Below are 24,394 nucleotides of genomic sequence, written 5' to 3' on the forward strand. Positions count from 1 at the left end.
CGGTCACATCAGCGCAGCTCCGCCGGAGGTGTCCGCTCGTCGTTCACCTTCTCCACGCGGTCCAGCTCGCCCCAGACCACGTACCGGTAGCGGGACGTGTAGACCGGCGTGCAGGTGGTCAGCGTGATGTAGCGGCCCGCCTTCGCCTTCCCCGAGTCCCCGGGGACGGGCGCGAGGACCTTGACGTTGAACTTCGACGTCTCCGGAAGGGTCGCGTAGACCTTGTAGACGTACCAGTCGTTCTTGGTCTCGAAGACGATCGCGTCGCCCTTCTTGACCTTGTCGATGTTGTGGAACTTCGCTCCGTGGCCGTCGCGGTGGGCCGCCAGCGAGAAGTTGCCCTTCTTGTCCCGCGGGAGGGCGGACTTCACGGGGTCGGTGTAGTAGCCGGCGATGCCGTTGTTGAGCAGTTTCGTGGCGGTGCCCTTCTTGACCAGCACCTCACCGTTCTTCATCGCCGGGACGTGCAGGAAGCCGATGCCGTCCTTGGTGTCCAGGCCGACCGGGCCGCGGTCCTCGGCCCAGTGGTCGCGCATCTTGTCGCCCTGCTTGTCGGCCTCGCGGTCCGCGATCACGTTCGTCCACCACAACGAGTAGGCGACGAACAGGCCGAGGACCAGACCGGCCGTGATGAGGAGCTCGCCGAAGAAGCTGACGGCTGCCGCGATCCGGCCGCCGCCGCGGCGCGGCGCGGGCGAGGACGCCGACGCGTCCGTGTGCTCTTCGTGGTCGGTCGTCGCTGCCACTGCGTTTTCCCCGTCTGGTGTCTCAGAAGTCGTGTTCAGAAGTTCAGAAGTTCAGAAGTCGTTTTCAGAAGTCGTGCTCAGGAATCTTGCTTCAGGGCGCGCCCGTCCGCTCCGCGCGTTCAGCCGACGAGCGCGTCCGGTTTGCCCTTGTCCCGCGATCGCTCCTCGACCATCGTGCCCCAGACGATCATCCGGTACTTGCTGGTGAATTCCGGGGTGCAGGTCGTGAGAGTGATGTAGCGGCCCGCCGACTTGAACGTCGATCCCTTGGGGACCGCGTCCAGGACGGACGTGTTGCTCGGCGACGTCACCGGCAGGATCGAGGCCATCTTGTAGACGAAGTACTTGTCCTGCGTCTCGACGACGATCGGGTCGCCCGGCTTGAGACGGTTGATGTAGCGGAACGGTTCGCCGTGGGTGTTGCGGTGACCCGCGAGCCCGAAGTTGCCCTTCTTGGCGTCCGGCATCGCGGTCTTCACGCCTTCCTCGGCGTAGTGGCCGACCATGCCGCGGTCCAGCACCCGCTTCTTGTCCGTGCCCTCGGCTATCGGCACCACCACGTCGAGTTTCGGGATGTGCAGGAGGGCGAAACCCTGGCCGGGCTCGAACGTCCCCGGAGCACCCTTGCCGCTCGCCCAGTCGTTCTGCAGGCTGCTCGCCGCGCTGTCGGCCTGCGCGTGGGCCCGGATGTTCGTCCAGTACAGCTGGTAGGTCACGAACAGCAGCATCAGTACGCCGGTGGTGATGAAGACCTCGCCGATCGCCCGGCTGGCCATCACGGCCGCGCCCGGCTTCCGCGCCCGCGCCGCACGCCGCGCCGCCACACGCGAAGTGGGTGCCTCTGATGCATCGGAGTCCACCGGCTCGTCCTGCGCACCGTCGACCCCCGGCCCGCCGCGCCTTCCACGGTGCCTGGAAGCCTTACGGCGGGCCGCGCGGCCGCCCGGGGCACCCTGGCCACTCGAGGGCGCTGCGGGGCCTGCAGAGGGCACGGAGGGCGTCGGCGAGCCGGCCGAGGGCGCGAAGTCGGTGACGGACAGCGCGAGCGTCTCGTCGGCCGCGGAGGAAGCCCCGTACGGCGGCGCATACGGCTGAGGCTCCGGCCGGGGGTCCGCGGCGGCTCCCGCGGGGGCGTACGCCGCCTCGTACGGGGCCTGCGGCACCCCCTCGTACGGCGGCCGAGCCTCCTGCGGCCGGGCCTCCTGGTACCCGGGGCGGGATCCGGACTCCCCGTATGCCGTCCGCTGCTCCTCGTACGGCCGGGGCGGCTCGGTGTACGCGGACTGCGCGGACTGCGCGGACTGCGGCTGAGCGTACGACGGCTGGGACCCGGTGTACGCGGACCGGGGGTCCGTGTGGGAGGACCCCGCCTGCCCATAGGGCGCCTGCGGTTGCGCATAGGGCGGCGTCGACGCTTGCGGCCGGGCGTGCGGCTGCTGAGGCGCTGTGTACGGCACTCGTGGTTCGGCTTCGGAATAGCCGTGCGCCGGCTCCGTGCGCGCGCGGCGCATCGGCTCCGAGTACGCCGAAGCGCTCTGCCCGACGCTCCAGTCCGGTGCGTACGCCTGGGGGTCGTACCACTCCTGCTCCGGCGCCACGGGCTGCCGGCGGCCCGGCAGAGGGTCGCTGAGCGGGTCGGCGAGCCCGTCGACGGCGGCCCGCATCGCGCCGCCCGTCCGGCCGTCGCCCGTCAGCCCGATATCAGGGGCCACCTCGAAGGAGGCCGCGGGGGCGGCGGGGGCAGCACCCCCGTAGGCATCCGGCGCCTCGAACGCAGCAGCGCCCCCGTACCCGGCGTCCTCGCCGTACGGGGCGGCACTGTCGCGCTCAGGGCGCAGGGCGGTCACGCCGTGACCCTGCCCACCACCGGGGCGAGCCCCACCGACCTGGCCACAGCTCGCAGGTCGCCGCACTCGACCAGCCAGTTGGCCAGCATGTGGTGACCATGCTCGGTCAGCACGGACTCGGGGTGGAACTGCACGCCCTCGACCGGCAGTTCACGATGTCTGAGACCCATGATGATCCCGTCGTGGGTACGGGCCGTGACCTCCAGGTCGGCGGGCACGGTCTTCGGCTCGGCGGCCAGCGAGTGGTAGCGGGTGGCGGTGAACGGGGACGGCAGTCCGGCGAACACCCCCTTGCCCTCGTGCTCGACGAGCGAGGTCTTGCCGTGCAGCAGCTCGGGCGCGCGGTCCACCACACCGCCGTACGCCACCTGCATCGACTGCATTCCGAGGCAGACCCCGAAGACGGGAACCCCGGTCGCGGCGCAGTGCCGCACCATGTCGACGCAGACCCCGGCCTCCTCGGGCGTACCCGGGCCGGGCGACAGCAGTACGCCGTCGAACCCGTCCTGCGCGTGCGTCATCGCCACCTCGTCGTTGCGCAGCACCTCGCACTCGGCGCCGAGCTGGTAGAGGTACTGGACCAGGTTGAAGACGAAGCTGTCGTAGTTGTCGACGACGAGAATCCGCGCGCTCACTGGTTGTCCACCGTCACATCGTTGAAGGGCAGCAGCGGTTCGGCCCACGGGAAGACGTACTGGAAGAGCACGTAGACCACCGCGAGGACCAGCACGATGGAGATCAGTGCCTTGATCCACGTGTTCCCCGGCAGAACCCGCCAGATAAAGCCGTACATGCCGTCCCTTCCGTAGCACCACGGCACCAGACTCACGCCGTACCCAACCAGACTAACGGCGTAGAGCCTCCGGTTTCCCAGCCTCTGTGGGCTGGGTCGCATCAAGGTGTGCCCAGATGATCAGCCGGTGACTGTGGCCCCATTCGGGTTCACAGGTGGTCAGCGTCAGATAGCGGCCCGCTCGCGTGTACCCGGACTTCTTCGGTACGGGGCCGATGACCGCTGTGTCACTGGGCAGCGTCTTGTAGGGCTTGGTGTCGATGCGGTACGTGAACCAGGTCGTGCCGTCGGTCAGCACCACCGGGTCCCCCGGGCGCAACCGGGGGAAGTCCTTGAAGGGGTCCCCGTACGTCCGGCGGTGGCCGGCGACGGCGAAGTTGCCCCGTTCACCGAGTTGCGCGGTGCTGGCGTAGTGGCCCAGGCCCTTCTTGAGGGTCTTCGTCTTCGTTCCTTCGAGCACGGGCTTGTTCCACGTGAAACCAAGCCGCGGGATGTACATGACGGCGAAGGGCCTGCCGTCCTGGTAGGCGGTGGGCTTCCGGGGAGTCGCACCCGGGCCCTCCGTCGATCTCGGCTCGTCGGGCCCGGCGGTCACAGAACCCTTCGCCCACTGCTCCTGGAGCTGGGCGATCTGGTCGTCCATCGCGGTGTCGGCCTTCACACCCGTCCAGAAGAGCACGTAGACGACGAAGAGCACGATCACGGTGCCGACCGTGATGCACAGCTCGCTGAACGTCCTGACGACCACTCGCACCGACACAGGGTCCCCCAGCGGCAGTTACTCCACAGGCTTCGCGTAGTGGAGATCCACTGTGCCCGAGTAGCCGGGAAGAGTCACCGCCCCGTCCTCCTCGACTTTCCAGCCGAGCCCGTAGACGTTGACGTAGACCATGTAGTTCTGGATCGCCGGGGACGCCGTGAGGGCCTTCTCCAGCTTCTCCGGGTCGCCGACCGCCTGGATCTTGTACGGGGGCGAGTAGACGCGGCCCTGGAGGATCAGCGTGTTGCCGACGCAGCGGACGGCGCTGGTGGAGATCAGCCGCTGGTCCATGACCTTGATCCCCTTGGCTCCGCCCTGCCACAGCGCGTTGACCACGGCCTGCAGGTCCTGCTGGTGGATGACCAGGTAGTCGGGCTGCGGCTCGGGATAGCCGGGGAGCTTGGCCGTCGCGTTCGCAGGCGCGTCGTTGAGGGTGACGGTGAGGGCCTTGCCCTTGAGCTTCTGGGTGCCCGCGTTCTTCTCCAGGGCGGACAGCTTGGCCGCCTCCGCGGCGGTGCTGCCGTTGTCCCGCTCGGCGAGGTTCTCGACGTCGTCGCGCAGCGATCCGTTGCTCTCGTCGAACCGCCCGTTCTTGTGGCTGCGCTCCTGGATGAGGTCGGAGAGCTTCAGCAGCGAGGCGTCCGTACGGATGTCGGTGCCCTTGGCCGTGTCGAAGCTGGTGAAGAAGATCAGCCCGGCCAGGGCGAAGACGGACACGGTCAGTAGCCGCACCGGCCGGAATCTCCGGATACGGTCAGGGCTGGAACCCGGCTGGGGAGAGTCGGCAGAATTGCTCAACGTACCCTTATCTCCTTCGGCGCCACGGAAGCACTACGCTAACGGACGCCCGGGGGAGCGCTAAGAGTCCCCTTGTACGCTGCCCGGAGCAGCCCACGTTCCCTGCGCGGCCACGCAGCGCATCGACAGGAGAGACCCTCGTGCCGAAGTCACGTATCCGCAAGAAGGCCGACTACACGCCGCCCCCGGCGAAGCAGGCGACCAATATCAAGCTGAACAGCCGCGCCTGGGTCGCCCCGGTGATGCTGGCCCTGTTCCTCATCGGCCTCGCCTGGATCGTCGTGTTCTACGTGACGGACGGCTCCCTGCCGGTCGACTCACTGGGCAACTGGAACATCGTGGTCGGCTTCGGCTTCATCGCGGCGGGGTTCGGCGTTTCGACGCAGTGGAAGTAGCGGTCCACTGAGTTATCCACAGGAGTTTCCACAGTGGGGAAAAGGTCGGAAGATCTGTGGATAACCCGTCGGGTGTTGACGCCGGTGTGACTGACCTACCGGGATCCGGAAATGTGTTCGCCCCCTGTCCTGCCTGGGGAAACCCAGGTCAGCGACAGGGGGCACACTTGTTCCCACACAGCATGCACAAGATCCGCCACGGTCTGTGGACAACGTGGCCACGGGTCGCCCCGCTCAGGTGAGCTGACCCGTCCTTACGAGTGTCATGACCACAACCGCGATCAGCACCAGCGCGCAGGCGCCGTACTGGATGAGCGCCCGTCGCTCCCGGGGTGCGTGCACCATGGCGTAACCGATGAGGACACCGCCGACGAGACCGCCGATATGGGCTTCCCAGGCGATGTTGCTCCACCCGAAGGTGAAGATCAGGTTGATCACCAGCAGGGCGATCACCGGGCGCATGTCGTAGTTCAGGCGCCGCATCAGGATGGCGGTGGCGCCGAAGAGGCCGAAGATCGCGCCGGAGGCGCCGAGCGAGGGCTGGTTCGGCTCGGCGATCAGATACGTCAGCGCGCTGCCCGCCAGGCCGGAGACCCCGTACAGGGCGAGATAGCGGGCGCGGCCGAGCGCCGCCTCCAGGGGACCACCGATCCACCACAGGCTGAGCATGTTGAAAGCGATGTGGATATAGCTCCCGTGCAGGAACATCGCCGTGACCATGCGGTACCACTGGCCCTCGGCGACGCCCTCGACCTCTCCGAGGATCGGCACGAACGCCCGCCCGATCAGGTCGAAGCTGTCGGTGAAGCGGTCGCCCACGGAGAGCTGAACCAGGAAGACGGCGAGGTTGAGCCCGACGAGGATCTTGGTGAACAGCCGGGGGTCCGCGCTGACCGTGCCGCCCGCGAGGGTGCGGGGCTGGGAGGCGCTCGGGGCGTGCCCTGTGCCGGAACCGTCCCGTACGCACTCGGGGCACTGGAAGCCGACCGAAGCACTGATCATGCATTCCGGACAGATGGGGCGGTCGCACCGGACACAGCGGATGCCGGTCTCCCGGTCCGGGTGCCGGTAGCAGGTCGGCAGGCTCGGGGCCCCCTGTGGTTCCTGCGGGCTGCCTGGCGCCTGATCCATCGGGATCCCCTCATCCTTCTGTACGCACGGGGTACGCAACACGCCGCCCCGCTCATCCCTACGGACGGGCGGGGCGTTTGGTTCCCTGCGGGAGCCCTCCGGCACAGGGCCGGAAGGGGGCTCACCGACGGGTCTCGATTCAGCGGGTCTCGATGACGACCGACTCGATGACGACGTCGTTGACAGGGCGGTCGGTGCGCGGGTTGGTCTGCAGCGCGGCGATGGCGTCCACGACCTTCTGGCTGGCCCCCTCGGTGACCTCACCGAAGATGGTGTGCTTGCGGGTCAGCCACGCCGTCGGGGAAACCGTGACGAAGAACTGCGAGCCGTTGGTGCCCGGGCCGGCGTTCGCCATGGCCAGCAGGTACGGCTTGTCGAAGGCGAGGTCCGGGTGGAACTCGTCCTCGAACTCATAGCCGGGACCGCCGGTGCCGTTGCCCAGCGGGTCACCGCCCTGGATCATGAAACCGCTGATCACTCGGTGGAAGACCGTGCCGTCGTAGAGCTTGTCCGTGGACTTCGCACCGGTGGCCGGATTGGTCCACTCCCGCTCACCCTTGGCGAGCTCGACGAAGTTCCGGACCGTCTTGGGCGCGTGGTTCGGCAGGAGCCGCACTTCGATGTCGCCGTGATTGGTCTTCAGGGTGGCGTACAGCTGCTCAGCCACGATCTGCCTTCCGTTGTCCTTTGTGACTCACCGATCCTCGCACGGACCGCGCCGCCAGTCTTCTGTCACCGCCGTACGGACCGCTTCAGCCGCTTCGCACCAAACAGGCGCGCGGTCCGGGGATCCGTGGCATTGTCGTCGCAGGCTCCTGTTGCACCGTATTGATCGGTTATTTCACCAAGTACGCCCGGAGTCACCATTCATGACCCGGATGCCTGCCCTCGCATGCCCCGAAGCGCTCGGGCAGGCATGATCCGGATAAGGGTGGAAAGGTGAACTGTGACTTTCTGGGGGATGGCCCCAAACCCCCGTGTACGCCACCGAGGAGGAGGATCCCGTGACCCGCAAGGACAGCGTGCGCGCGGCAACCGAGTCGGCGAAGGACAGCGTGCGGCACGCCGCGGAAGTGGTGGCGCCCTACGCCGACACTACAAAGGACCGAGCCACCCACTACGCGAATGAAGCACGCGTCAAGCTCGCGCCCAAGGTGTCGTCCGCCGCTCTCCAGGCCGCCGAACAGGCACGCACTCAGTACGACGCTCATCTCGCACCACGCCTTGAGCAGGCGCTCACCCATATGCCGCCGAAGGTCGACCAGGCGGCACACGAGGCCGCGGTTCGTACCCGCAAGGCCGCCCGACAGGCCGCGGACTACTCCCGCCCGAGGCTTGAGCAGGCCAGGGCCGCGGCCGGGCCCGCCCGTGAGGAGGCCGCATCCCGGAGGACGGCGGCGCTCGCGGCCCTGCGCGGTCAGATCTCGGCCAAGGAGGTCGAGAAGCTGGTCCGCAAGCACGAGCGGCGGGCCAGGGCCGGCCGTCTCGCCAAGGGGCTGGCGGTTCTGGGCATCCTGGCCGGCGGCGCCTTCGCCGCCTGGAAGTGGTGGGACAAGCAGGCCAACCCCGACTGGCTGGTCGAGCCGCCCGCCGCCACGGAGGTTCCGGAGACCGGCCGTCTGGCCTCGGTCGACGGCAGCGGCCAGGAAGATCTCGACCCCGAGGTCCAGGCCAAGCAGGCTGAGGCGGAGGCGGAGGCGGCGGACCGCAAGGAGCACGGCTGAAGCGGCCGACCACACCTGGCGAGCCTGACACGCCTGGCGCACACCCCGCACCTGCTGAACGGTTGGGGGGCAGGAGACCTGAGGTCTCCTGCCCCCCAACCGTGTTTCACGTGAAACAGGCACCGCCTGCTGAGAGCCGACGCCACTCCACTGAACCGTTTCACGCCCCTCTCTCGCGATGACGTTTGCAACGGGCCGACTGTGCAACATGTACGCCGACTCGCTTAACGGAGTGCATCGCTCTGGTTACGCCCATGCGTTCACAGCAGCTCACGCGAGCCTTCACGACTCCTGCATGTTGCCCTCACACCACCCGGACCCCCCGCATGGCAGCCACCCGACCCCGTCCCGCACGCTTCTTTGCGCGAACAATTGCAAAGATCGCAACGAAATACCTGTGATGCACTTCACCGCCAAGCGGCCCACGGGGCTCGGGGGCCCGAGAAAAGTGCCCCTTGAAGGTTGACGAGGCCACGTCACCCACGACGGACGGTCAATTCCCCGTCGCCCCAGACCTGTTGAACAGGCCGGCGCCGAACGGGAGTACCCCGAAAAAAACTTGAGACCGAAAAAGTTCACGCCGGAGACCCACTCGGCGCCACAACCGGGGCGCCGGGCGTTTTCCCGGTTCCCCCGCCAGGGGCCGACCCTCGCCCCGCCCCTGTCCCATCCCTGCCCGCCACATACAAAAACCCCCTCCGACCTGCATAAAGCCAGGCCGGAGGGGGTTCTTTTCCGTGGAGCCTAGGGGAGTCGAACCCCTGACATCTGCCATGCAAAGACAGCGCTCTACCAACTGAGCTAAGGCCCCGAAAAGGAGGCATACGCCAGAAAGATCGCCCTCTGGACCGCCACCGCAGACCAGAGTACCGGGTCACCCCCGGTATCCCGCAAAAGGATTGGGGGTCCCCGTGTACGACCACTCTCCGTAAGATGCACGACGTGGTTCGCGACAGCGAACCACGGTACTTGGGGAAGCGATGGGGAGACGCGCATGGACGCCGCACAGCAGGAAGCAACCGCGAGAGCCCGGGAGCTGCAGCGGAACTGGTACGGGGAGCCGCTGGGGGCGCTCTTCCGTAGGCTCATAGATGACCTGGGGCTCAATCAGGCCCGCCTGGCGGGAGTGCTCGGCCTGTCCGCGCCCATGCTGTCTCAGCTGATGAGCGGCCAGCGCGCCAAGATCGGCAATCCCGCGGTGGTCCAGCGTGTTCAGCTGCTGCAGGATCTCTCGGGCCAGGTCGCGGACGGCAGCGTGAGCGCCGCGGAAGCCACCGAGCGCATGGAGGAGATCAAGAAGTCCCAGGGGGGCTCGGTGCTGAGCAACACCACGCAGTCGACCACCAGTTCGGGCGGGGCACCGACGGTGAAGCGCGTGGTGCGCGAGATTCAGTCACTGCTGCGCTCGGTGTCCGCGGCGGGGGACATCATCGAGGCGGCCGACACCCTCGCCCCGACGCACCCGGAACTGGCAGAGTTCCTCCGGGTGTACGGAGCCGGGCGCACCTCCGACGCGGTTGCCCACTACCAGTCCCACCAGAGCTGAGAACACCGCCCGGCAGCCGAACGCCCTGCGGCTGGAAGCATGTTGTGGCTTTCCAGCAGCAGGAAGCCAGGCAGCCGGGCGGCCGGGTATCCGGGCGGCGGAGGCCGGACACCCGGAAGAGCAGGGCAGCCGGGTACCTCGAAGAGGCTGCCGTACCGACCGCCGAAGGGGGAGCGACGCACGACCATGAGTGAGGTCTTCGCCGGACGGTACGAACTGGTCGACCCGATCGGACGCGGGGGAGTCGGTGCGGTCTGGCGCGCCTGGGACCACCGGCGGCGCCGGTATGTGGCCGCCAAAGTGCTCCAGCAGAGCGACGCCCACTCGCTGCTGCGGTTCGTGCGCGAGCAGGCGGTGCGGATCGATCATCCCCATGTGCTCGCTCCCGCCAGCTGGGCGGCCGACGACGACAAGGTCCTGTTCACCATGGACCTCGTCGGTGGGGGTTCGCTGGTCCATCTGATCGGGGACTACGGCCCTCTCCCGCCGGCCTTCGTCTGCACACTGCTCGACCAGTTGTTGGCGGGGCTCGCCGCGGTGCACGCGGAGGGGATCGTGCACCGTGACATCAAGCCCGCCAACATCCTGCTGGAGGCGACCGGCACGGGCCGCCCCCGGCTGCGGCTGTCCGACTTCGGCATCTCGATGCGTCTCGGTGACCCACGGCTCACGGAGACCAACTACGTGGTGGGCACGCCTGGTTACCTCGCGCCCGAGCAGCTGCTCGGCGCGGACCCGGACTTCCCCGCCGACCTCTTCGCTGTGGGCCTGGTGGCCCTCTATCTCCTCGAAGGCGCCAAACCCGACGCCAAGACGCTGGTCGAGCACTTCGCGGCCCAGGGCACCCCGAGCGCCCCGAAGGGGGTTCCCGAGCCCCTGTGGCAGGTCGTGGCATCTCTGCTCGAACCGGACCCACAGGCTCGGTTCCGCACCGCCACAGGAGCACGCAAGGCACTCGTCTCGGCCAGGGAGCTCCTGCCGGAGCCCGGCCCCGACGACGAGCTGATCGAGATCTTCGACCAACTCGGCCCGCTGCAAGCGGGGTTCGGCCCTGACGGCCCTCTCACGACCACGACCGCCTTGTCCCGGCCCCAAGGGCGAGGGCCGGGACAAGGGCCAGGACGAGGGCCAGGACGAGGTCAGCCACAGGGACAGGCTCAGGGACACGACACCGTGCGCCGAGGACCGGCCCCGAACGCCTCGCTGCCGGGCCCGCGGACAGGCTCGGCCTCACCGGAGGTTCGAACAGGCTCCGGGCAGCCGGAGGCACCGACAGACGGCGCCGCATCCCCCGAGACCTCCACGGGAGCCGTCCCCCCAGCGGCCCACCCCACTCCTGACCCACCTTCTCCCGACCGTCCCTCGCCCGAGCGTCCCTCGGAACGTCCCTCGCCCGAGCGAGCGCCCACCGGGCCCGTCCCCCCGCAGCCCCTCACCGCGTCGGACACCGGCAGCTTCCACCTGCCACCCCCGCCTCGTACCTCTGCTCCCCCCGCTCCCTCCGCTCCGCTCGGCCTGCCGAGTTCCGCCTACGCCCCATCGCTCCCGTACGAACCCACTCACGCGCCTTCCCCCCAGGCTCCGTACGCGTCGACCCCGGCCCCCGTGCCGCGCCCGCAGCCGCACGAAGCTGCCTCTACTGCTTCATACACCGCTCAGGACATTCAGGTTCCGTCGCAGCCGCAGCCGCAGCCCGTCGCGCGTCACCGTGCCAGGCGGGCGCGAGCGCGGCCGCGGCCCGGACCGCCCATGTTGGTGACAGTTCCGGTGCTGCTGCTCGCGCTCGTCTGCTTCGCGATCGGGTTCTGGGCACTGACACGGATCTGAACCGGCCCTGGCACCGCTGAACCACCGGCCGGACCCAGACCCCAGCACCACTGAACTATCGGGCTCGCGGCCGCCCGTACGTCCGTGCAGCCACGCCGTCGGCAACCGGCACCGCGCCCTCGGCCGCTTCCGCCGCCGCCCGCCGCCGGTCGGCCACCGTCCACACCGCGAGCCCCAGCACGAGGACGCACCCCGCACCGATCCCGCCCGCGGCCACCGCCTTCATCGCGAGGTTCTCGCCCGCACCACCGCCCCCGCCGGTCGCCGCAGTGCCCCTCTCCGCGTCGTCGCGGTCCCCCGCGGTCACCTCGAACACGTCGCGCGGTGCGACGGCACCTCCGTACGCCGGCGCCTTCCCGGCCGCACCCCTCACCCCCACGCTCAGCGTCAGCTCGAACGGCCCGTCGCCGAACTTGTCGGCCATACCCGCCCCGAGGTGCACGGCGAGGTAGTACCAGCCGGCGAACCGCATACCGCCGACCTGGTCGTCGACGGCGTACCGGTTCTCGTACGCCACCGGAGGCAGCGGTTCCAGGGCGGTCCGCTGCCGTGTGCCGTCGTATCCGGTGTCGGCGTCGTCCACCAGGGCACGCACGGGGTTGTAGAGCGACATGACGAGGGCATTCCCCAGGAAGCCGTCTCCGTCGGCCGGTCCCAGTTCCGCGGTGGCGTCGATCTGCTGGCCCCAGTCGACGGGAACGCGGTAGAAGAGCGTCTGCCCGGCCTGGATCTCGTCCTTCCAGACGCCCTGCTCCAGGGAGCGCGCCGCGTTGAAGCTCGTGCCGCCCTCACGGGGCCTGGCCGAGCCGTCGGGCACTTCCGGGGAGGCGGAGTCCCACACCTCCGGGGCGGCCGTCGGAGCGGTCTCCTCCAGAGCGGGCTCCGAGACGTACTGAAGCTCCAGCTCCCAGTCGTCCGGTGAGGACCCGCTCCCGCTCGTACGCTCGACGAGCACCGAGTACGTACCGACGTCCTTGCAGCTGTAAGCGCCGGGGCCGGCCCTGCGCGACGCCCAGGCGGTGAGCGGGCGCGGACTCTCGGTGGGTCCGAAGCGGGCGGCGCCTGCGTCCCCGGAGAAACACTTGTGGCCTGCGGCGTCCTGCAGCGACACCTTGATGCCGTCCGAGTACACGACCTTCGTGCCCTGCTTGGGAACAGCTGTGGCCGACACGTACGCGCTGGACGCCTTGTCCAGCCGCAACCCGTAGTAGAGCTTGCCGTCGTCGCGGATGGTGCTCCGGTAGGTCGTACCGGGTGTCAGACGTACGGCGTCGGAAAGCTGCGTCGCACCCTCGATCCGCTCGGCGCCGGCGGCGAAGCGGTACGGAGGGGTAGTACCGGCCGCCGGCGTCTGTCCCGCCGACGCCCCGACCGAGAGCAGCGCCGCCGCCCCGGCCAGGGCCGTACGGCCGCGCCACCATCTCGTGCGCCGCCCCATCACGCGCCCCCTCGCCATCACCCCGACCGTCACCCATCAGGCTCCCGCAGGTCGGCGCCGTCGCTGTTCCGACAGGGTCCCGAACGCCCGCGAAGCCTCGACCATCCTGCCCCTCGGACCGCCGCGCCACCCCACTCTTCGGTGACACAAGCGCTTCCTGTGACGTCCGGTCCCCTCCTACCGGGCCCGGCGGCCCCGGGCAACACAAAACCCCGACCGCGAGGCGGCCGGGGTCTGTACTGAGACTGTCGTCGATCTCACGAACCCGTGGGCACGGAGTCGGTCGCCTCCGTCCACAGATCCTGCTCGGCGCGATCCGCCTGGATCTGGCGGTACACGAGGAGCCCGCCGATGGCGGCCAGTGCGACCACAAGAAGCTTCTTCACCGCGCGACCTCGTCTTTCCTTGGCGTTGGGGACTTCTGGCGCCCGACTATACACACCGGCCGATACCGATCGGTGACCTGCGTCGGGCCTCAACTGGCCTCGGTGGGAACGCAGTAGGACTGGATCTCGCCCGCTCCGATCGGAGGGTGGTCACATCTTCTCCGAGGAGTATTTCGCCCCTGTTTCTACGCCCTTCAGGCTATTTCGCAATGTTTACGCCCATATGAGTGGTGTTCATCAGAAGATCGCCGCGCCACGAGCGTCGGTCCGTCACCTCGCAGCCGACATACACATCATGAGGAAAGTACGCAAATCCACCCACCCGAAAGAGAGGGACCATGACCCGCAACCCGGCCATGAACCTGTGGACGGCGATCGTCACCGCCTTCCTCACGCTGTGCACGACGCTCGGACTGATCACGACGACCGCCGTCGCCGCCGTACCCGAGGCGGGGACAGCGCGCAACACCGACGCTCCGCAGAACACGGCGGCGCAGGAGGAGCCCATCCGGGCCCGTGCCCACGCACACTCCCTGCCACCGACGATGAAGCAGCGAATCCACGCGGAGGCGCACGGCTCCTCGCCGTCCTGCCGGCACCGACCGCCGACGGACGCCACGGCCACGGACACCGCCGTCGCACACGCCAGCGCACTGGCCCCTGCCGCTGCCCGCACCACGACGAACGCCGCGGCAACAGCCGTCGCCGACGCGACAGCCCCCACAGCGCCCCTCGCCGGCGCAACGGACTCCGGCACGGCAGGCTCCGGTACGGCAGGCTCCGGTACGGCAAGCTCCGGCGCGAGGAGCACCATCCCGGCCCCGTCCGGCACGAGGCACACCATCCCGGCACCCTCTGGCCCTTCCGGCCCCACCCGCACTGTGACCGGAGTCATCGGCACCGTCACCGGCGCCGGCACAACCGCGACCAGGCCGACCGCAGGGCTCCGCGGGGAACTCCCTACGCGCACGGCAATGGCCACCTGCACATCCTCGGCACCGGCCGGGACCGCCGCACCCACCGCCGGCATCGCTCTTCCCTCGCAATCCTCGGCCCCGGTTCTGGCGGCTGCCGGCTCAGCGACTCGGGGATGACCGACCGCTCTCCGAGAGACCGGCATTCGAACCCCCGGCAACCCGGAATTCGCCGACCGAAGGTCATCCGCCGCAGAAGCCCCGAGACACACAGGAATTCCTCCTGGGATGCAATGAGGGCATGCAGAAATCCCGCGCAGGGAGGCATGCGGCGGCAAGCAACAAGCGGATCGTGCTCATGCGTGTTCACTGAGTGAGAGAGTTGTTGGGTGTCCCACTGAGAATTGCCAGTCCGAAAATCGCCCCTCCGTGCTGTGCACCGGTAGGGCAAAGCACCCGAATCCGCCAAGGCGCCGGAGGCACCGGAGGCACCGGAGGCACCGTCAAGAAGTGCGACTGAGCTGGAGCATCGCTTCGGCGTTCTTGACCAGAGTGCGCTGCCTGGATTCGGACAATTTGCGGTAGACCTTGAGCAGTTGTGTCTCGCGTTCGTCCCCACTGGGGCCGGGCGCCGGTCGGCCGACGGGAGGCGAAGAACCCCCTGAGGCGTGGTCCTTGCACCTCAGCGACGGAACACCTCGACCATCGAAAGCAACCGTTCCGGATCGATGCGGGAGGTCCCGCGCGTCCGGTTCATCCATGCGTTGAGCGTCGGACAGGAGATACCGGCTTCCGCAGCCGGGCCCTTCTGGGCCCTGCCCCGCGATTCACCGAGGAGACGCGCAAGCAGCGCGGGCAGCGCGGGCAGAAACCCCGACTCATCGTCCGGGGCTTCTCATCCAGTTTCTGGGATTGGTGCGGGACACCGACGGTCGCTGTGGTCGCTGTACCTCGCTGCTGCAGTGCAGGGGCGTCAAGGACGCTTGTCGGCAGTCGGACGCGCAGGAAGGGCCCCGGCAGCCACCACGATCCCCGCCAACACGGCGGAGCTGCCCGCGGATGCCGCTGCCGTCACCCGAACCCCCTGCGGTACGTCGTCCACTGCTCTACGCTCTCCGTCTTCCATGACGCACAGGGTGCGCAGGGCGAGGAATTGGACGTCGTAGTCTGTCGCCCCCTTCAGCTGGCTCATGCACGGGTGGTTGTAGGGCAACGGAGCCGAGTTCGTCCCGCCATCCTGCGCCACGGCCACGGTCAGCATCAGATTGATGACCCCCAACGAGTAAGAGGCCGTAGCCGTGGCCGCGCAGGCAAGGGCGCCGGCAACGACCACACGGCGCCATCCAGACCAGTGCCGGTTCCCCGGCAAGACAACTCTGAGGCACCGGAGCAGCAAGAACACGATCATCGCGATGGCAGCGAGAAAGACCACCGGCACCAGGAGGATCACGACAGCCCTTTCCACCGGACTCGGCTACTCACGGTCATCCCGCCTGCACCCATCCAGCCCCGACGTCAACTGCGGTCTGGGTCAGAGAAGTTGAAGCCGCTGCGGGAGGGTACCAGTCGGGCCTGCCGCCGAACCGGCAGAGATCTCCGGGCGCAGCGAGCGGGAGGCCGTGTCGATGCGCGCTGAGCTTCTGGAAGATCCGCTCATCGGCTGATCGTCGCCGTTGGTGTCAACCGGTGATGTTAAAAGACCCCCAGCCTGATCGACTGGGGGTCTTCTCGTATGTGGGGCTAACAGGATTTGAACCTGTGGCCTCATCCTTATCAGGGATGCGCTCTAACCAACTGAGCTATAGCCCCGCCGCGCTGTGCGGTGTACGTCCCGCGCGCTGACCTCTGAAGATTAGCGCACGACGGGGTCAGTCCCAAAATCGGTATCCGAGCCCCGCTCCAGCCTGCCTGGACAGCGCGAAAGCGCACCCCCGGCTGGGATGCGCTCGCACAGTGAAGCGGGGATGACAACGTTTACTCGTCCTCGGCGAGCGTGAGCTCGATACCGCCGACGAAGCCCGCCGAGAGGTTGTAGATGAACGCGCCGAGGGTCGCGAGCGCGGTGGCGAGGACGACGTCGATGACGGCGATGATCGATGTGAAGATCAGTACGCGCGGCAGCGACAGGAACGACTGCAGGTCGAAACCGTTGGACTCGTTCGAGCCGGTGGCCTCGGAGATCGTGCCGCCCACGGTGGAGAAGACGCCCATGGCGTCCATGACCATCCACAGCACCGCGGCCGCCACGATCGTGCAGATGCCGAGCGCGATGGAGAGCAGGAAGCTGACCTTCATCACCGACCACGGGTCGGCCTTGGCCACCCGCAGTCGTGCTTTGCGCGTGCGGGGCGTGGTGCGTGCCCCGGTGCGCGGCCTGCGGACGGCGGCGGCACCCGCGGCGGGTGCCGTGTGCGCCGGGTACGCCTGCGGCGGGTGGTACGGCTGAGCAGCGGGCTGCTGCGACTGTCGCTCCCCCGGCAGAGGCGAGCCCGGAGCCTTCGGTGCCGCCGGACCCGAAGGTGCCGCCGGACCCGAAGGTGCCGCCGTGCCCGAAGGCGTCGGCGGGCCCGGAGGTGTCGCGGGGCCCGGAGGCACCGGCGAGCTTGGGGCCGCACCGGCCGCGTACTGCGGCGTCTGTGGGCCTCGGGTGTCCGTCACAGTTCCCCCCTGGGTTCCATGAGAGTCATGGGAGTCAGTCGCCTCCGTGGCGGGGCCACGGCCGCCGTCCGTTTCCGTATCGGTCGAACCGGCGCCCGTGGCTCCGCTCACGATGACTCACTCCTCGTTACTCGTCCGAGGACTGCTCGCCCTCGTCCGTGCCGGCGACCGTCTCGACCTCGTCCGAGTCGTCGACCACCCCGTCGACTTCCTCGGCTTCGCGACCGGCCTCGGCGTTACGTGCGACACCGACGACGGCATCGCGCTTGCCCAGGTTGATCAGTTGGACGCCCATGGTGTCACGGCCCGTCTCCCTGATCTCGTTGACTCGCGTGCGAATCACACCGCCCGACAGTGTGATGGCGAGGATCTCGTCGGTCTCCTCGACCACCAGCGCGCCGACGAGTGAGCCGCGGTCCTCGACGATCTTGGCGGCCTTGATGCCCAGGCCACCGCGACCCTGGACGCGGTACTCGTCGACGTTGGTCCGCTTCGCGTACCCACCGTCTGTGGCAGTGAACACGAACGTACCGGGTCGAACAACATTCATCGAGAGCAGCTGGTCTCCCTCACGGAAGCTCATCCCCTTGACGCCCGAGGTGGCACGGCCCATGGGGCGCAGTGCGTCGTCCGTCGCGGTGAACCTGATCGATTGGGCCTTTTTGCTGATCAGGAGCAGATCATCGGCCGATGAAACCAGCTCGGCTCCGATCAGTTCGTCATCAGAACCGTCCTCCGTTTCACGGAGATTGATCGCGATGACGCCGCCCGAACGCGGTGAATCGTAATCCTTCAGGGATGTCTTCTTCACCAGCCCGCCCTTGGTGGCGAGCACCAGATAGGGCACCGCTTCGTAGTCGCGGATCGCGAGGATCTCGGCGATCGCCTCGTCCGGCTGGAAGGCCAGCAGGTTCGCGACGTGCTGTCCGCGCGCTTCCCGCCCGGCGTCGGGCAGCTCGTACGCCTTCGCGCGGTAGACGCGGCCCTTGTTCGTGAAGAACAGCAGCCAGTGGTGCGTCGTCGACACGAAGAAGTGGTCGACGATGTCGTCTTCCTTGAGCTTCGTGCCGCGTACGCCCTTGCCGCCGCGCTTCTGCGAACGGTAGTCCTCGGCCTTGGTCCGCTTGATGTAGCCGCCGCGCGTGATGGTGACGACGATGTCCTCTTCGGCGATCAGGTCCTCCATGGACATGTCGCCGTCGAAGGGCACCAGCTTGGAGCGGCGGTCGTCACCGAACTTCTCGACGATCGCGGCGAGTTCCTCGCTGATGATGCCGCGCTGACGGACGGGCGAGGCCAGGATCGCGTTGTACTCGCGGATCTTCGCCTGGAGCTCGTCGTGCTCCGCGACGATCTTCTGGCGCTCCAGAGCGGCCAGCCGGCGCAGCTGCATCTCGAGGATGGCGTTGGCCTGGATCTCGTCGATCTCCAGGAGGCCCATGAGGCCCCCACGCGCGATCTCGACGGTGTCGCTGCGCCGGATCAGTGCGATGACCTCGTCGATGGCGTCCAGGGCCTTCAGGAGGCCGCGCAGGATGTGTGCGCGCTCCTCGGCCTTGCGCAGCCGGAACCTCGTACGGCGGACGATGACCTCGATCTGGTGCGTCACCCAGTGGCGGATGAACGCGTCGAGCGACAGGGTGCGCGGCACGCCGTCCACCAGCGCCAGCATGTTGGCGCCGAAGTTCGTCTGCAGATCGGTGTGCTTGTAGAGGTTGTTCAGGACGACCTTGGCGACCGCGTCCCTCTTCAGGACGATGACCAGGCGCTGGCCCGTACGCGACGAGGTCTCGTCCCGGACGTCCGCGATGCCGCCGACCTTGCCGTCCTTCACCAGGTCGGCGATCTTCTGCGCCAGGTTGTCGGGGTTGACCTGGTAGGGGAGCTCGGTGACCACCAGGCACTGGCGGTTCTGGATCTCCTCGACCTCGATGACCGCGCGCATCGTGATGGAGCCACGGCCCGTGCGGTACGCCTCCTCGATGCCTTTTCGGCCCACCACAAGGGCGCCGCTCGGGAAGTCGGGGCCCTTGATGCGCTCGATCAGCGCGTCCAGGAGCTCCTCGTGCGAGGCCTCGGGGTTCTCCAGGTACCACTGGGCACCGGACGCGACCTCGCGCAGGTTGTGCGGCGGAATGTTGGTGGCCATGCCGACCGCGATGCCCGCCGAGCCGTTGATCAGCAGGTTCGGGAAGCGGGCCGGCAGGACGGTCGGCTCCTGGGAGCGGCCGTCGTAGTTGTCCGTGAAGTCGACGGTGTCCTCGTCGATGTCGCGGACCATCTCCATGGACTGCGGCATCATCTTGCACTCGGTGTACCGCATCGCGGCGGCCGGGTCGTTGCCCGGGGAACCGAAGTTGCCGTTCGAGTCCACCAGCGGCATCCGCATCGACCACGGCTGCGCGAGGCGGACCAGCGCGTCGTAGATCGAGGAGTCGCCGTGCGGGTGGTAGTTGCCCATGACGTCGCCGACGACACGGGCGCACTTGTAGAAGCCCTTCTCGGGCCGGTAGCCGCCGTCGTACATGGCGTACAGGACGCGGCGGTGGACGGGCTTGAGACCGTCCCGTACGTCGGGCAGCGCGCGCGACACGATGACGGACATCGCGTAGTCGAGGTACGAGCGCTGCATCTCGGTCTCGAGCCCGACGGGCTCGACACGCTGGATGGTCTCGCCCGCAACGGGGATGCCCGGACCGGTGGGGGAAATGGGTGTCTCGTCGGTCATTGCTGGTGAAGATCCTTTCTGACGCGGTCAGCTGAGACCGACTCAGATGTCGAGGAAGCGGACGTCCTTGGCGTTGCGCTGGATGAACGCGCGGCGTGCCTCGACGTCCTCGCCCATCAGGACCGAGAAGAGGTCGTCGGCCTGGGCGGCGTCGTCGAGCGTGACCTGGCCGAGGACGCGGTGCTCCTGGTCCATGGTCGTGATGCGCAGCTCCTCGGCGTTCATCTCACCGAGACCCTTGAAGCGCTGGATCGAGTCCTCCCTGACGCGCTTGCCGGCCTGGCGGCCGAGCTCGGTCAGGGCGTCGCGCTCACGGTCCGAGTACGCGTACTCGAAGTCGTCGCGGCCCCACTTGATCTTGTAGAGCGGCGGGCGGGACAGGAACACGTGGCCGGCCTCGACCAGCGGCCGCATGAAGCGGAACAGGAAGGTCAGCAGCAGGGTGTTGATGTGCTGGCCGTCGACGTCGGCGTCCGCCATCAGGATGATCTTGTGGTAGCGGAGCTTCGCGATGTCGAAGTCCTCGTGGACCCCGGTACCGAAGGCCGAGATCAGCGCCTGGATCTCCTGGTTCTGCAGGATCTTGTCGATCCGCGCCTTCTCGACGTTGAGGATCTTGCCTCGGATCGGGAGGATCGCCTGGTACTGCGGGTTCCGGCCGGACTTGGCCGAACCGCCGGCGGAGTCACCCTCGACGATGAAGATCTCGCACTTGGTGGGGTCGTTCGACTGGCAGTCGCTCAGCTTGCCCGGCAGCGACGCCGTCTCCAGGAGTCCCTTGCGGCGGGTGAGGTCGCGGGCCTTGCGGGCCGCCACGCGCGCGGTGGCCGCCTGGATGCCCTTGCGGATGATGTCCGCGGCTTCGTTCGGGTTGCGGTCCAGCCAGTCCGTGATGTGCTCGTGGACGACCTTCTGGACGAAGGTCTTCGCCTCGGTGTTGCCCAGCTTGGTCTTCGTCTGCCCCTCGAACTGGGGCTCGCCGAGCTTGATCGAGATGATCGCCGTCAGACCCTCGCGGATGTCGTCGCCCGTGAGGTTGTCGTCCTTCTCGCGCAGCAGCTTCTTGTCGCGCGCGTACCGGTTGATGAGACCGGTGAGCGCCGCACGGAAGCCCTCCTCGTGCGTGCCGCCCTCGTGGGTGTGGATGGTGTTGGCGAAGGAGTACACGCCCTCGCTGTAGCCGCCGTTCCACTGCATCGCGACTTCGAGGGAGAGCATGCGCTCCTTGTCCTCGGCCTCGATGTCGATCACGGTGGGGTGGACGACCTCGCCCTTGCGGGAGTTGAGGTACGTCACGAAGTCGACGATGCCGCCCTCGTAGTGGTACGTGACGGTCTTGACCTCTTCGGCCTCGTCCGCACCGGCCTCGTCGGCACCCGCCACGGCCTTCGCCGAGTCGCGCTCATCAGTGAGTTTGATCGTCAAACCCTTGTTGAGGAACGCCATCTCCTGGAAGCGCCGCGAGAGCGTCTCGAAGGAGTAGTCCGTGGTCTCGAAGATGTCCCCGTCGGCCCAGAAGGTGACCGACGTGCCGGTCTCGTCCGTGGTCTCGTGCTCGGCCAGCGGAGCCGTCGGGACGCCCAGCTTGTAGTCCTGCGTCCAGCGGCGCCCGTCGGTCCTGATCTCCACCGCCACCTTGGAGGACAGCGCGTTCACGACGGAGACGCCCACGCCGTGCAGACCACCGGAGACCGCGTAACCGCCGCCGCCGAACTTGCCGCCCGCGTGCAGCACGGTCAGCACGACCTCGACGGCGGGCTTGCCCTCGGAGGCGACGATGCCCACCGGGATGCCACGGCCGTTGTCGATGACGCGGACGCCGCCGTCGGGAAGGATCGTGACGTCGATCGTGTCCGCGTGGCCGGCCAGCGCCTCGTCGACGGAGTTGTCGACGACCTCGTACACGAGGTGGTGCAGTCCGCGCTCGCCGGTCGAGCCGATATACATGCCGGGTCGCTTGCGGACCGCGTCCAGACCCTCGAGGACGGTGATGGCGCTGGCGTCGTACGAGGCTGTGACCTCGCCGTTCGAGGTCTTGAGCTCGATTTTCGCGCCCGCGTCGGTGGACGGGATGTTCTCGTTGGGGTTGCCGGAATCGGCCACGAAGCGCCCTTTCTGGCACAGCACAAGCCAAGCTCCAGGCGGTCTGCCGGAGCGGCTGCGGCGTGTTGCGTTGGTAAGCCTTTGTCAGCGTTGCTCGGTGCGTCCCACAAGTGGGGCGGGATTAGCTTCCAGTCTACCGGTAGCGCCGACAGTGATGGGGGTTTGCCGGTACCTGAGTCCGCATGTGCCGCCCTGAACCGGTCTCCACCGACTCCCCATATGCGGACCCGGGCTCAAAGAGGCGCAGAGCGGCACTCAGCGCTTCCGGGTGTCAACCCCGCGCTACGGACGGCATACCGTCCGGTCTGGCTCACCCGTAGGTGTCACCGGGACCGGTGCTGCCGGGGGCACGGAGGGGGCCGTAGCGGTGGACGGGACCACCGGGGCCAAGCACCTTGATCAGCCTCACCGTGCCGTGCCCGAGGTCCTCATTCAGGCGTGCGACCAGCTGCGGAGCGAGCAGCCGCAGATTGGTGGCCCAGGCCGTCGAGTCGCACCGCACGATCAGTACGCGCTCGTCCTCGTCGTACTTCTCCGGTACGCAGTGGTTGGCCAGGTCGTCCCCGACGATCTGCGGCCAGCGGCCCATGACCCCGCCGACGGCGGCCGGGGTCTCCCAGCCGCGCTCGGTGATGAGCCGGTTGATGGCGGACCCGAGAGCCATGGGGTCGCGCCCGTCGGCGTGCGCGCCGGAGCGCAGACCTCCACGACGCGCTTGCTTCTTGTCCCGCGCCGCGTCCCCACGCGCGCGTGCCTGCTCCTTCGCCGCGCGCAGCGCCACGCGCGCGAGGTCGACCCCGGAGGGCTCGGGCGGTTCCTTCGGCCCAGGTGTGTTCTCGCTCATACCCGCTCCACCGCACCGTCGGCCACCGCATATCGCGTCCCCGCCAGTACGCCCGGCACGTCGTCGTCGACCGCGGCCGTCACCAGTACCTGCTCGCCGGGGGCGACCAGCTCGGCGAGGCGTTCGCGGCGACGGGTGTCCAGCTCGGCGAACACGTCGTCGAGGACCAGCACGGGTTCGTTGCCCTCGGCCCGCAGCAGGTCGTACGAGGCCAGGCGCAGCGACAGCGCGTACGACCAGGACTCGCCGTGTGACGCGTATCCCTTCGCGGGCATCTGGCCGAGTTTGAGCAGCAGTTCGTCCCGGTGGGGGCCCACGAGCGTGACGCCCCGTTCGATCTCCTGTTTGCGGGTCTCCGCCAGGGCCGCCATCAGCTGCTCGTACAGCTCCTCGCGCGCGTGGCCGGTGATCTCGGGCGAGGAGGGCTTGTACTCCAGGGCCACCGGGCCGCCGCCGGGCGCCAGCTGCTCGTACGCCTTGTCGGTGAGCGGCTGGATCGTGGCGATCAGATCGAGCCGCTGGGCGAGCAGCTCGGCGCCGACGCGTGCGAGGTGCTCGTCCCACACGTCGAGTGTGGAGAGGTCCATCGTGCGGCCGCCGTGGCGGCGGGCGAGCGCGGCCGACTTCAGCAGCGTGTTGCGCTGCTTCAGGACACGGTCGTAGTCCGAGCGCACCCCGGCCATCCGCGGAGAGCGCGCGGTGATCAGCTCGTCGAGGAAGCGCCGGCGCTCTCCGGGGTCGCCCTTGACCAGCGCCAGATCCTCGGGCGCGAACAGCACGGTCCGTACGATGCCGAGCACGTCGCGGGGCCTGACCTGCGAGGACCTGTTGATACGGGCGCGATTCGCCTTGCCGGGGTTCAGCTCCAGCTCCACGAGCTGCTGGCGCTCGCCCTGGCGGATGTTGGCCCGGATGATCGCCCGGTCGGCGCCCATCCGCACCAGGGGCGCGTCGGACGAGACCCGGTGGCTGCCGAGGCTGGCCAGATAGCCGACCGCCTCGACGAGATTGGTCTTGCCCTGTCCGTTGGGCCCCACGAACGCGGTGACGCCCGGGTCGAGCGGGACCTCGACCTGGGCGTACGAGCGGAAGTCGGCCAGCGACAGATGCGTGACGTGCATGGTCGTTCGCCGACCTCCCCCGGGGCTGTGGATCCGCGGAGCGGACCTGTGGATTGTTTCCTGCCGGACTGCTCCGGTCTGCTTCCGGCTGCTTTCCGGCTGCTTCCGAACTAAGCCTTCTCGACGGCGTGACCGCCGAACTGGTTGCGCAGTGCCGCGATCATCTTCATCTGCGGTGAGTCGTCCTGCCGGGACGCGAACCGGGCGAACAGTGACGCGGTGATCGCGGGCAGCGGTACGGCGTTGTCGATGGCCGCCTCGACGGTCCAGCGGCCCTCGCCGGAGTCCTGGGCGTAGCCGCGCAGCTGCTCCAGGTGCTCGTCCTCGTCCAGGGCGTTGACGGCCAGGTCGAGCAGCCAGGAGCGGATGACGGTGCCCTCCTGCCAGGAGCGGAAGACCTCGCGCACGTCCGTGACGGAGTCGACCGCCTGGAGGAGCTCCCAGCCCTCGGCGTAGGCCTGCATCATGGCGTACTCGATGCCGTTGTGGACCATCTTGGAGAAGTGGCCGGCGCCGACCTTGCCCGCGTGGACGAACCCGGCGTCACCCTCCGGCTTGAGGGCGTCGAAGACGGGCTGGACCTTGGCGATGTGCTCGGCGTCGCCGCCGACCATCAGGGCGTAGCCGTTCTGCAG

Annotated in this window: 20 protein-coding genes, 2 tRNA genes and 2 pseudogenes; 5 read left to right on the top strand and 19 right to left on the bottom strand. The window is 68.3% G+C overall.

All coding sequences use genetic code 11. The features are described 5' to 3' along the window. Window positions 1-8: 8 nt before the first annotated feature. The 6 genes from AB0D14_RS09900 to AB0D14_RS09925 form a co-directional block, all read right to left on the bottom strand. Window positions 9-746, bottom strand: a complete 738-nt coding sequence (locus AB0D14_RS09900; protein ID WP_362776556.1) for a class E sortase — start codon at window positions 744-746, stop codon at window positions 9-11. Window positions 747-865: 119 nt separating this feature from the next. Beyond that, a complete protein-coding gene (locus AB0D14_RS09905; RefSeq protein ID WP_362776624.1) occupies window positions 866-2,203 on the bottom strand; it encodes a class E sortase in 1,338 nt (445 codons plus the stop codon). 386 nt (window positions 2,204-2,589) lie between these two features. Continuing rightward, window positions 2,590-3,228: an aminodeoxychorismate/anthranilate synthase component II gene (locus tag AB0D14_RS09910; protein WP_362776558.1), complete on the bottom strand. Its 639-nt coding sequence runs from the start codon at window positions 3,226-3,228 to the stop codon at window positions 2,590-2,592. After that, window positions 3,225-3,386, bottom strand: a complete 162-nt coding sequence (locus tag AB0D14_RS09915; RefSeq protein ID WP_362776560.1) for a hypothetical protein — start codon at window positions 3,384-3,386, stop codon at window positions 3,225-3,227. The genes AB0D14_RS09910 and AB0D14_RS09915 overlap by 4 nt, the downstream gene beginning before the upstream one ends. Before the next feature lie 52 nt (window positions 3,387-3,438). After that, window positions 3,439-4,140 carry a class E sortase gene (locus AB0D14_RS09920; protein WP_362776562.1) on the bottom strand — a complete coding sequence of 234 codons (702 nt, stop codon included), beginning with the start codon at window positions 4,138-4,140 and terminating at the stop codon, window positions 3,439-3,441. 24 nt (window positions 4,141-4,164) lie between these two features. Next, a complete protein-coding gene (locus AB0D14_RS09925) occupies window positions 4,165-4,944 on the bottom strand; it encodes a DUF881 domain-containing protein (RefSeq protein ID WP_362776564.1) in 780 nt (259 codons plus the stop codon). Between the two features lie 140 nt (window positions 4,945-5,084). Here AB0D14_RS09925 and crgA point away from each other — a divergent pair, with 140 nt between their 5' ends. Further along, window positions 5,085-5,339: a cell division protein CrgA gene (crgA, locus tag AB0D14_RS09930; protein ID WP_362776566.1), complete on the top strand. Its 255-nt coding sequence runs from the start codon at window positions 5,085-5,087 to the stop codon at window positions 5,337-5,339. 234 nt (window positions 5,340-5,573) lie between these two features. Here crgA and AB0D14_RS09935 read toward each other — a convergent pair whose 3' ends face one another. Next, the gene (locus AB0D14_RS09935; RefSeq protein ID WP_362776568.1) at window positions 5,574-6,470 is read right to left on the bottom strand and encodes a rhomboid family intramembrane serine protease; all 897 of its coding nucleotides are present in this window, start codon (window positions 6,468-6,470) and stop codon (window positions 5,574-5,576) included. A gap of 139 nt (window positions 6,471-6,609) precedes the next feature. Beyond that, window positions 6,610-7,137, bottom strand: a complete 528-nt coding sequence (locus AB0D14_RS09940; protein WP_362776569.1) for a peptidylprolyl isomerase — start codon at window positions 7,135-7,137, stop codon at window positions 6,610-6,612. Between the two features lie 337 nt (window positions 7,138-7,474). Here AB0D14_RS09940 and AB0D14_RS09945 point away from each other — a divergent pair, with 337 nt between their 5' ends. Beyond that, window positions 7,475-8,194, top strand: a complete 720-nt coding sequence (locus tag AB0D14_RS09945) for a DUF5324 family protein (RefSeq protein ID WP_362776572.1) — start codon at window positions 7,475-7,477, stop codon at window positions 8,192-8,194. 738 nt (window positions 8,195-8,932) lie between these two features. Here AB0D14_RS09945 and AB0D14_RS09950 read toward each other — a convergent pair. After that, window positions 8,933-9,005 (bottom strand) — tRNA-Ala (locus AB0D14_RS09950). 183 nt (window positions 9,006-9,188) lie between these two features. Between AB0D14_RS09950 and AB0D14_RS09955 the strand changes: the two genes are divergently transcribed. Together AB0D14_RS09955 and AB0D14_RS09960 are read left to right on the top strand one after the other, a co-directional pair. Continuing rightward, a complete protein-coding gene (locus AB0D14_RS09955) occupies window positions 9,189-9,740 on the top strand; it encodes a DNA-binding protein (RefSeq protein WP_362776575.1) in 552 nt (183 codons plus the stop codon). Window positions 9,741-9,926: 186 nt separating this feature from the next. Further along, window positions 9,927-11,567: a protein kinase gene (locus AB0D14_RS09960; protein WP_362776577.1), complete on the top strand. Its 1,641-nt coding sequence runs from the start codon at window positions 9,927-9,929 to the stop codon at window positions 11,565-11,567. Window positions 11,568-11,622: 55 nt separating this feature from the next. On the opposite strand, the gene AB0D14_RS09965 is transcribed toward AB0D14_RS09960, so the two are convergent. Both AB0D14_RS09965 and AB0D14_RS09970 read right to left on the bottom strand, forming a co-directional pair. Next, window positions 11,623-13,023: a hypothetical protein gene (locus tag AB0D14_RS09965; RefSeq protein WP_362776578.1), complete on the bottom strand. Its 1,401-nt coding sequence runs from the start codon at window positions 13,021-13,023 to the stop codon at window positions 11,623-11,625. Between the two features lie 239 nt (window positions 13,024-13,262). Then, complete coding sequence (locus tag AB0D14_RS09970) at window positions 13,263-13,391, bottom strand: DLW-39 family protein (RefSeq protein WP_213089207.1); 129 nt, start codon at window positions 13,389-13,391, stop codon at window positions 13,263-13,265. Between the two features lie 338 nt (window positions 13,392-13,729). Here AB0D14_RS09970 and AB0D14_RS09975 point away from each other — a divergent pair. Continuing rightward, window positions 13,730-14,014 (top strand): annotated as a pseudogene (locus AB0D14_RS09975) (DUF6344 domain-containing protein); the annotation flags it as partial. A gap of 1,264 nt (window positions 14,015-15,278) precedes the next feature. On the opposite strand, the gene AB0D14_RS09980 reads toward AB0D14_RS09975, so the two are convergent. The 8 genes and pseudogenes from AB0D14_RS09980 to AB0D14_RS10015 all read right to left on the bottom strand — a co-directional run. After that, complete coding sequence (locus AB0D14_RS09980; protein ID WP_362776581.1) at window positions 15,279-15,755, bottom strand: hypothetical protein; 477 nt, start codon at window positions 15,753-15,755, stop codon at window positions 15,279-15,281. A 285-nt stretch (window positions 15,756-16,040) separates the two neighbouring features. Next, window positions 16,041-16,114: transfer RNA gene (locus AB0D14_RS09985), tRNA-Ile, on the bottom strand. A 165-nt stretch (window positions 16,115-16,279) separates the two neighbouring features. After that, window positions 16,280-17,074, bottom strand: a complete 795-nt coding sequence (locus tag AB0D14_RS09990; RefSeq protein WP_362776584.1) for a DUF3566 domain-containing protein — start codon at window positions 17,072-17,074, stop codon at window positions 16,280-16,282. Between the two features lie 16 nt (window positions 17,075-17,090). After that, on the bottom strand, window positions 17,091-19,691 hold the full coding sequence (gyrA, locus tag AB0D14_RS09995; protein WP_362776585.1) for a DNA gyrase subunit A: 2,601 nt from the start codon (window positions 19,689-19,691) through the stop codon (window positions 17,091-17,093). Between the two features lie 42 nt (window positions 19,692-19,733). After that, window positions 19,734-21,794: a DNA topoisomerase (ATP-hydrolyzing) subunit B gene (gyrB, locus tag AB0D14_RS10000; RefSeq protein ID WP_362776586.1), complete on the bottom strand. Its 2,061-nt coding sequence runs from the start codon at window positions 21,792-21,794 to the stop codon at window positions 19,734-19,736. 310 nt (window positions 21,795-22,104) lie between these two features. Further along, entirely contained in the window at window positions 22,105-22,638 is a 534-nt protein-coding gene (locus tag AB0D14_RS10005; RefSeq protein ID WP_362776589.1) for a DciA family protein, read from the bottom strand. After that, window positions 22,635-23,759, bottom strand: coding sequence for a DNA replication/repair protein RecF (gene recF / locus AB0D14_RS10010; protein WP_362776591.1), 1,125 nt, complete (start codon window positions 23,757-23,759; stop codon window positions 22,635-22,637). Before recF ends, AB0D14_RS10005 begins: the two co-directional genes overlap by 4 nt. Before the next feature lie 110 nt (window positions 23,760-23,869). Next, window positions 23,870-24,394 (bottom strand): annotated as a pseudogene (locus AB0D14_RS10015) (6-phosphogluconate dehydrogenase); the annotation flags it as partial.

The sequence above is a fragment of the Streptomyces sp. NPDC048484 genome (assembly GCF_040651415.1).
Classification (GTDB): Bacteria; Actinomycetota; Actinomycetes; order Streptomycetales; family Streptomycetaceae; genus Streptomyces.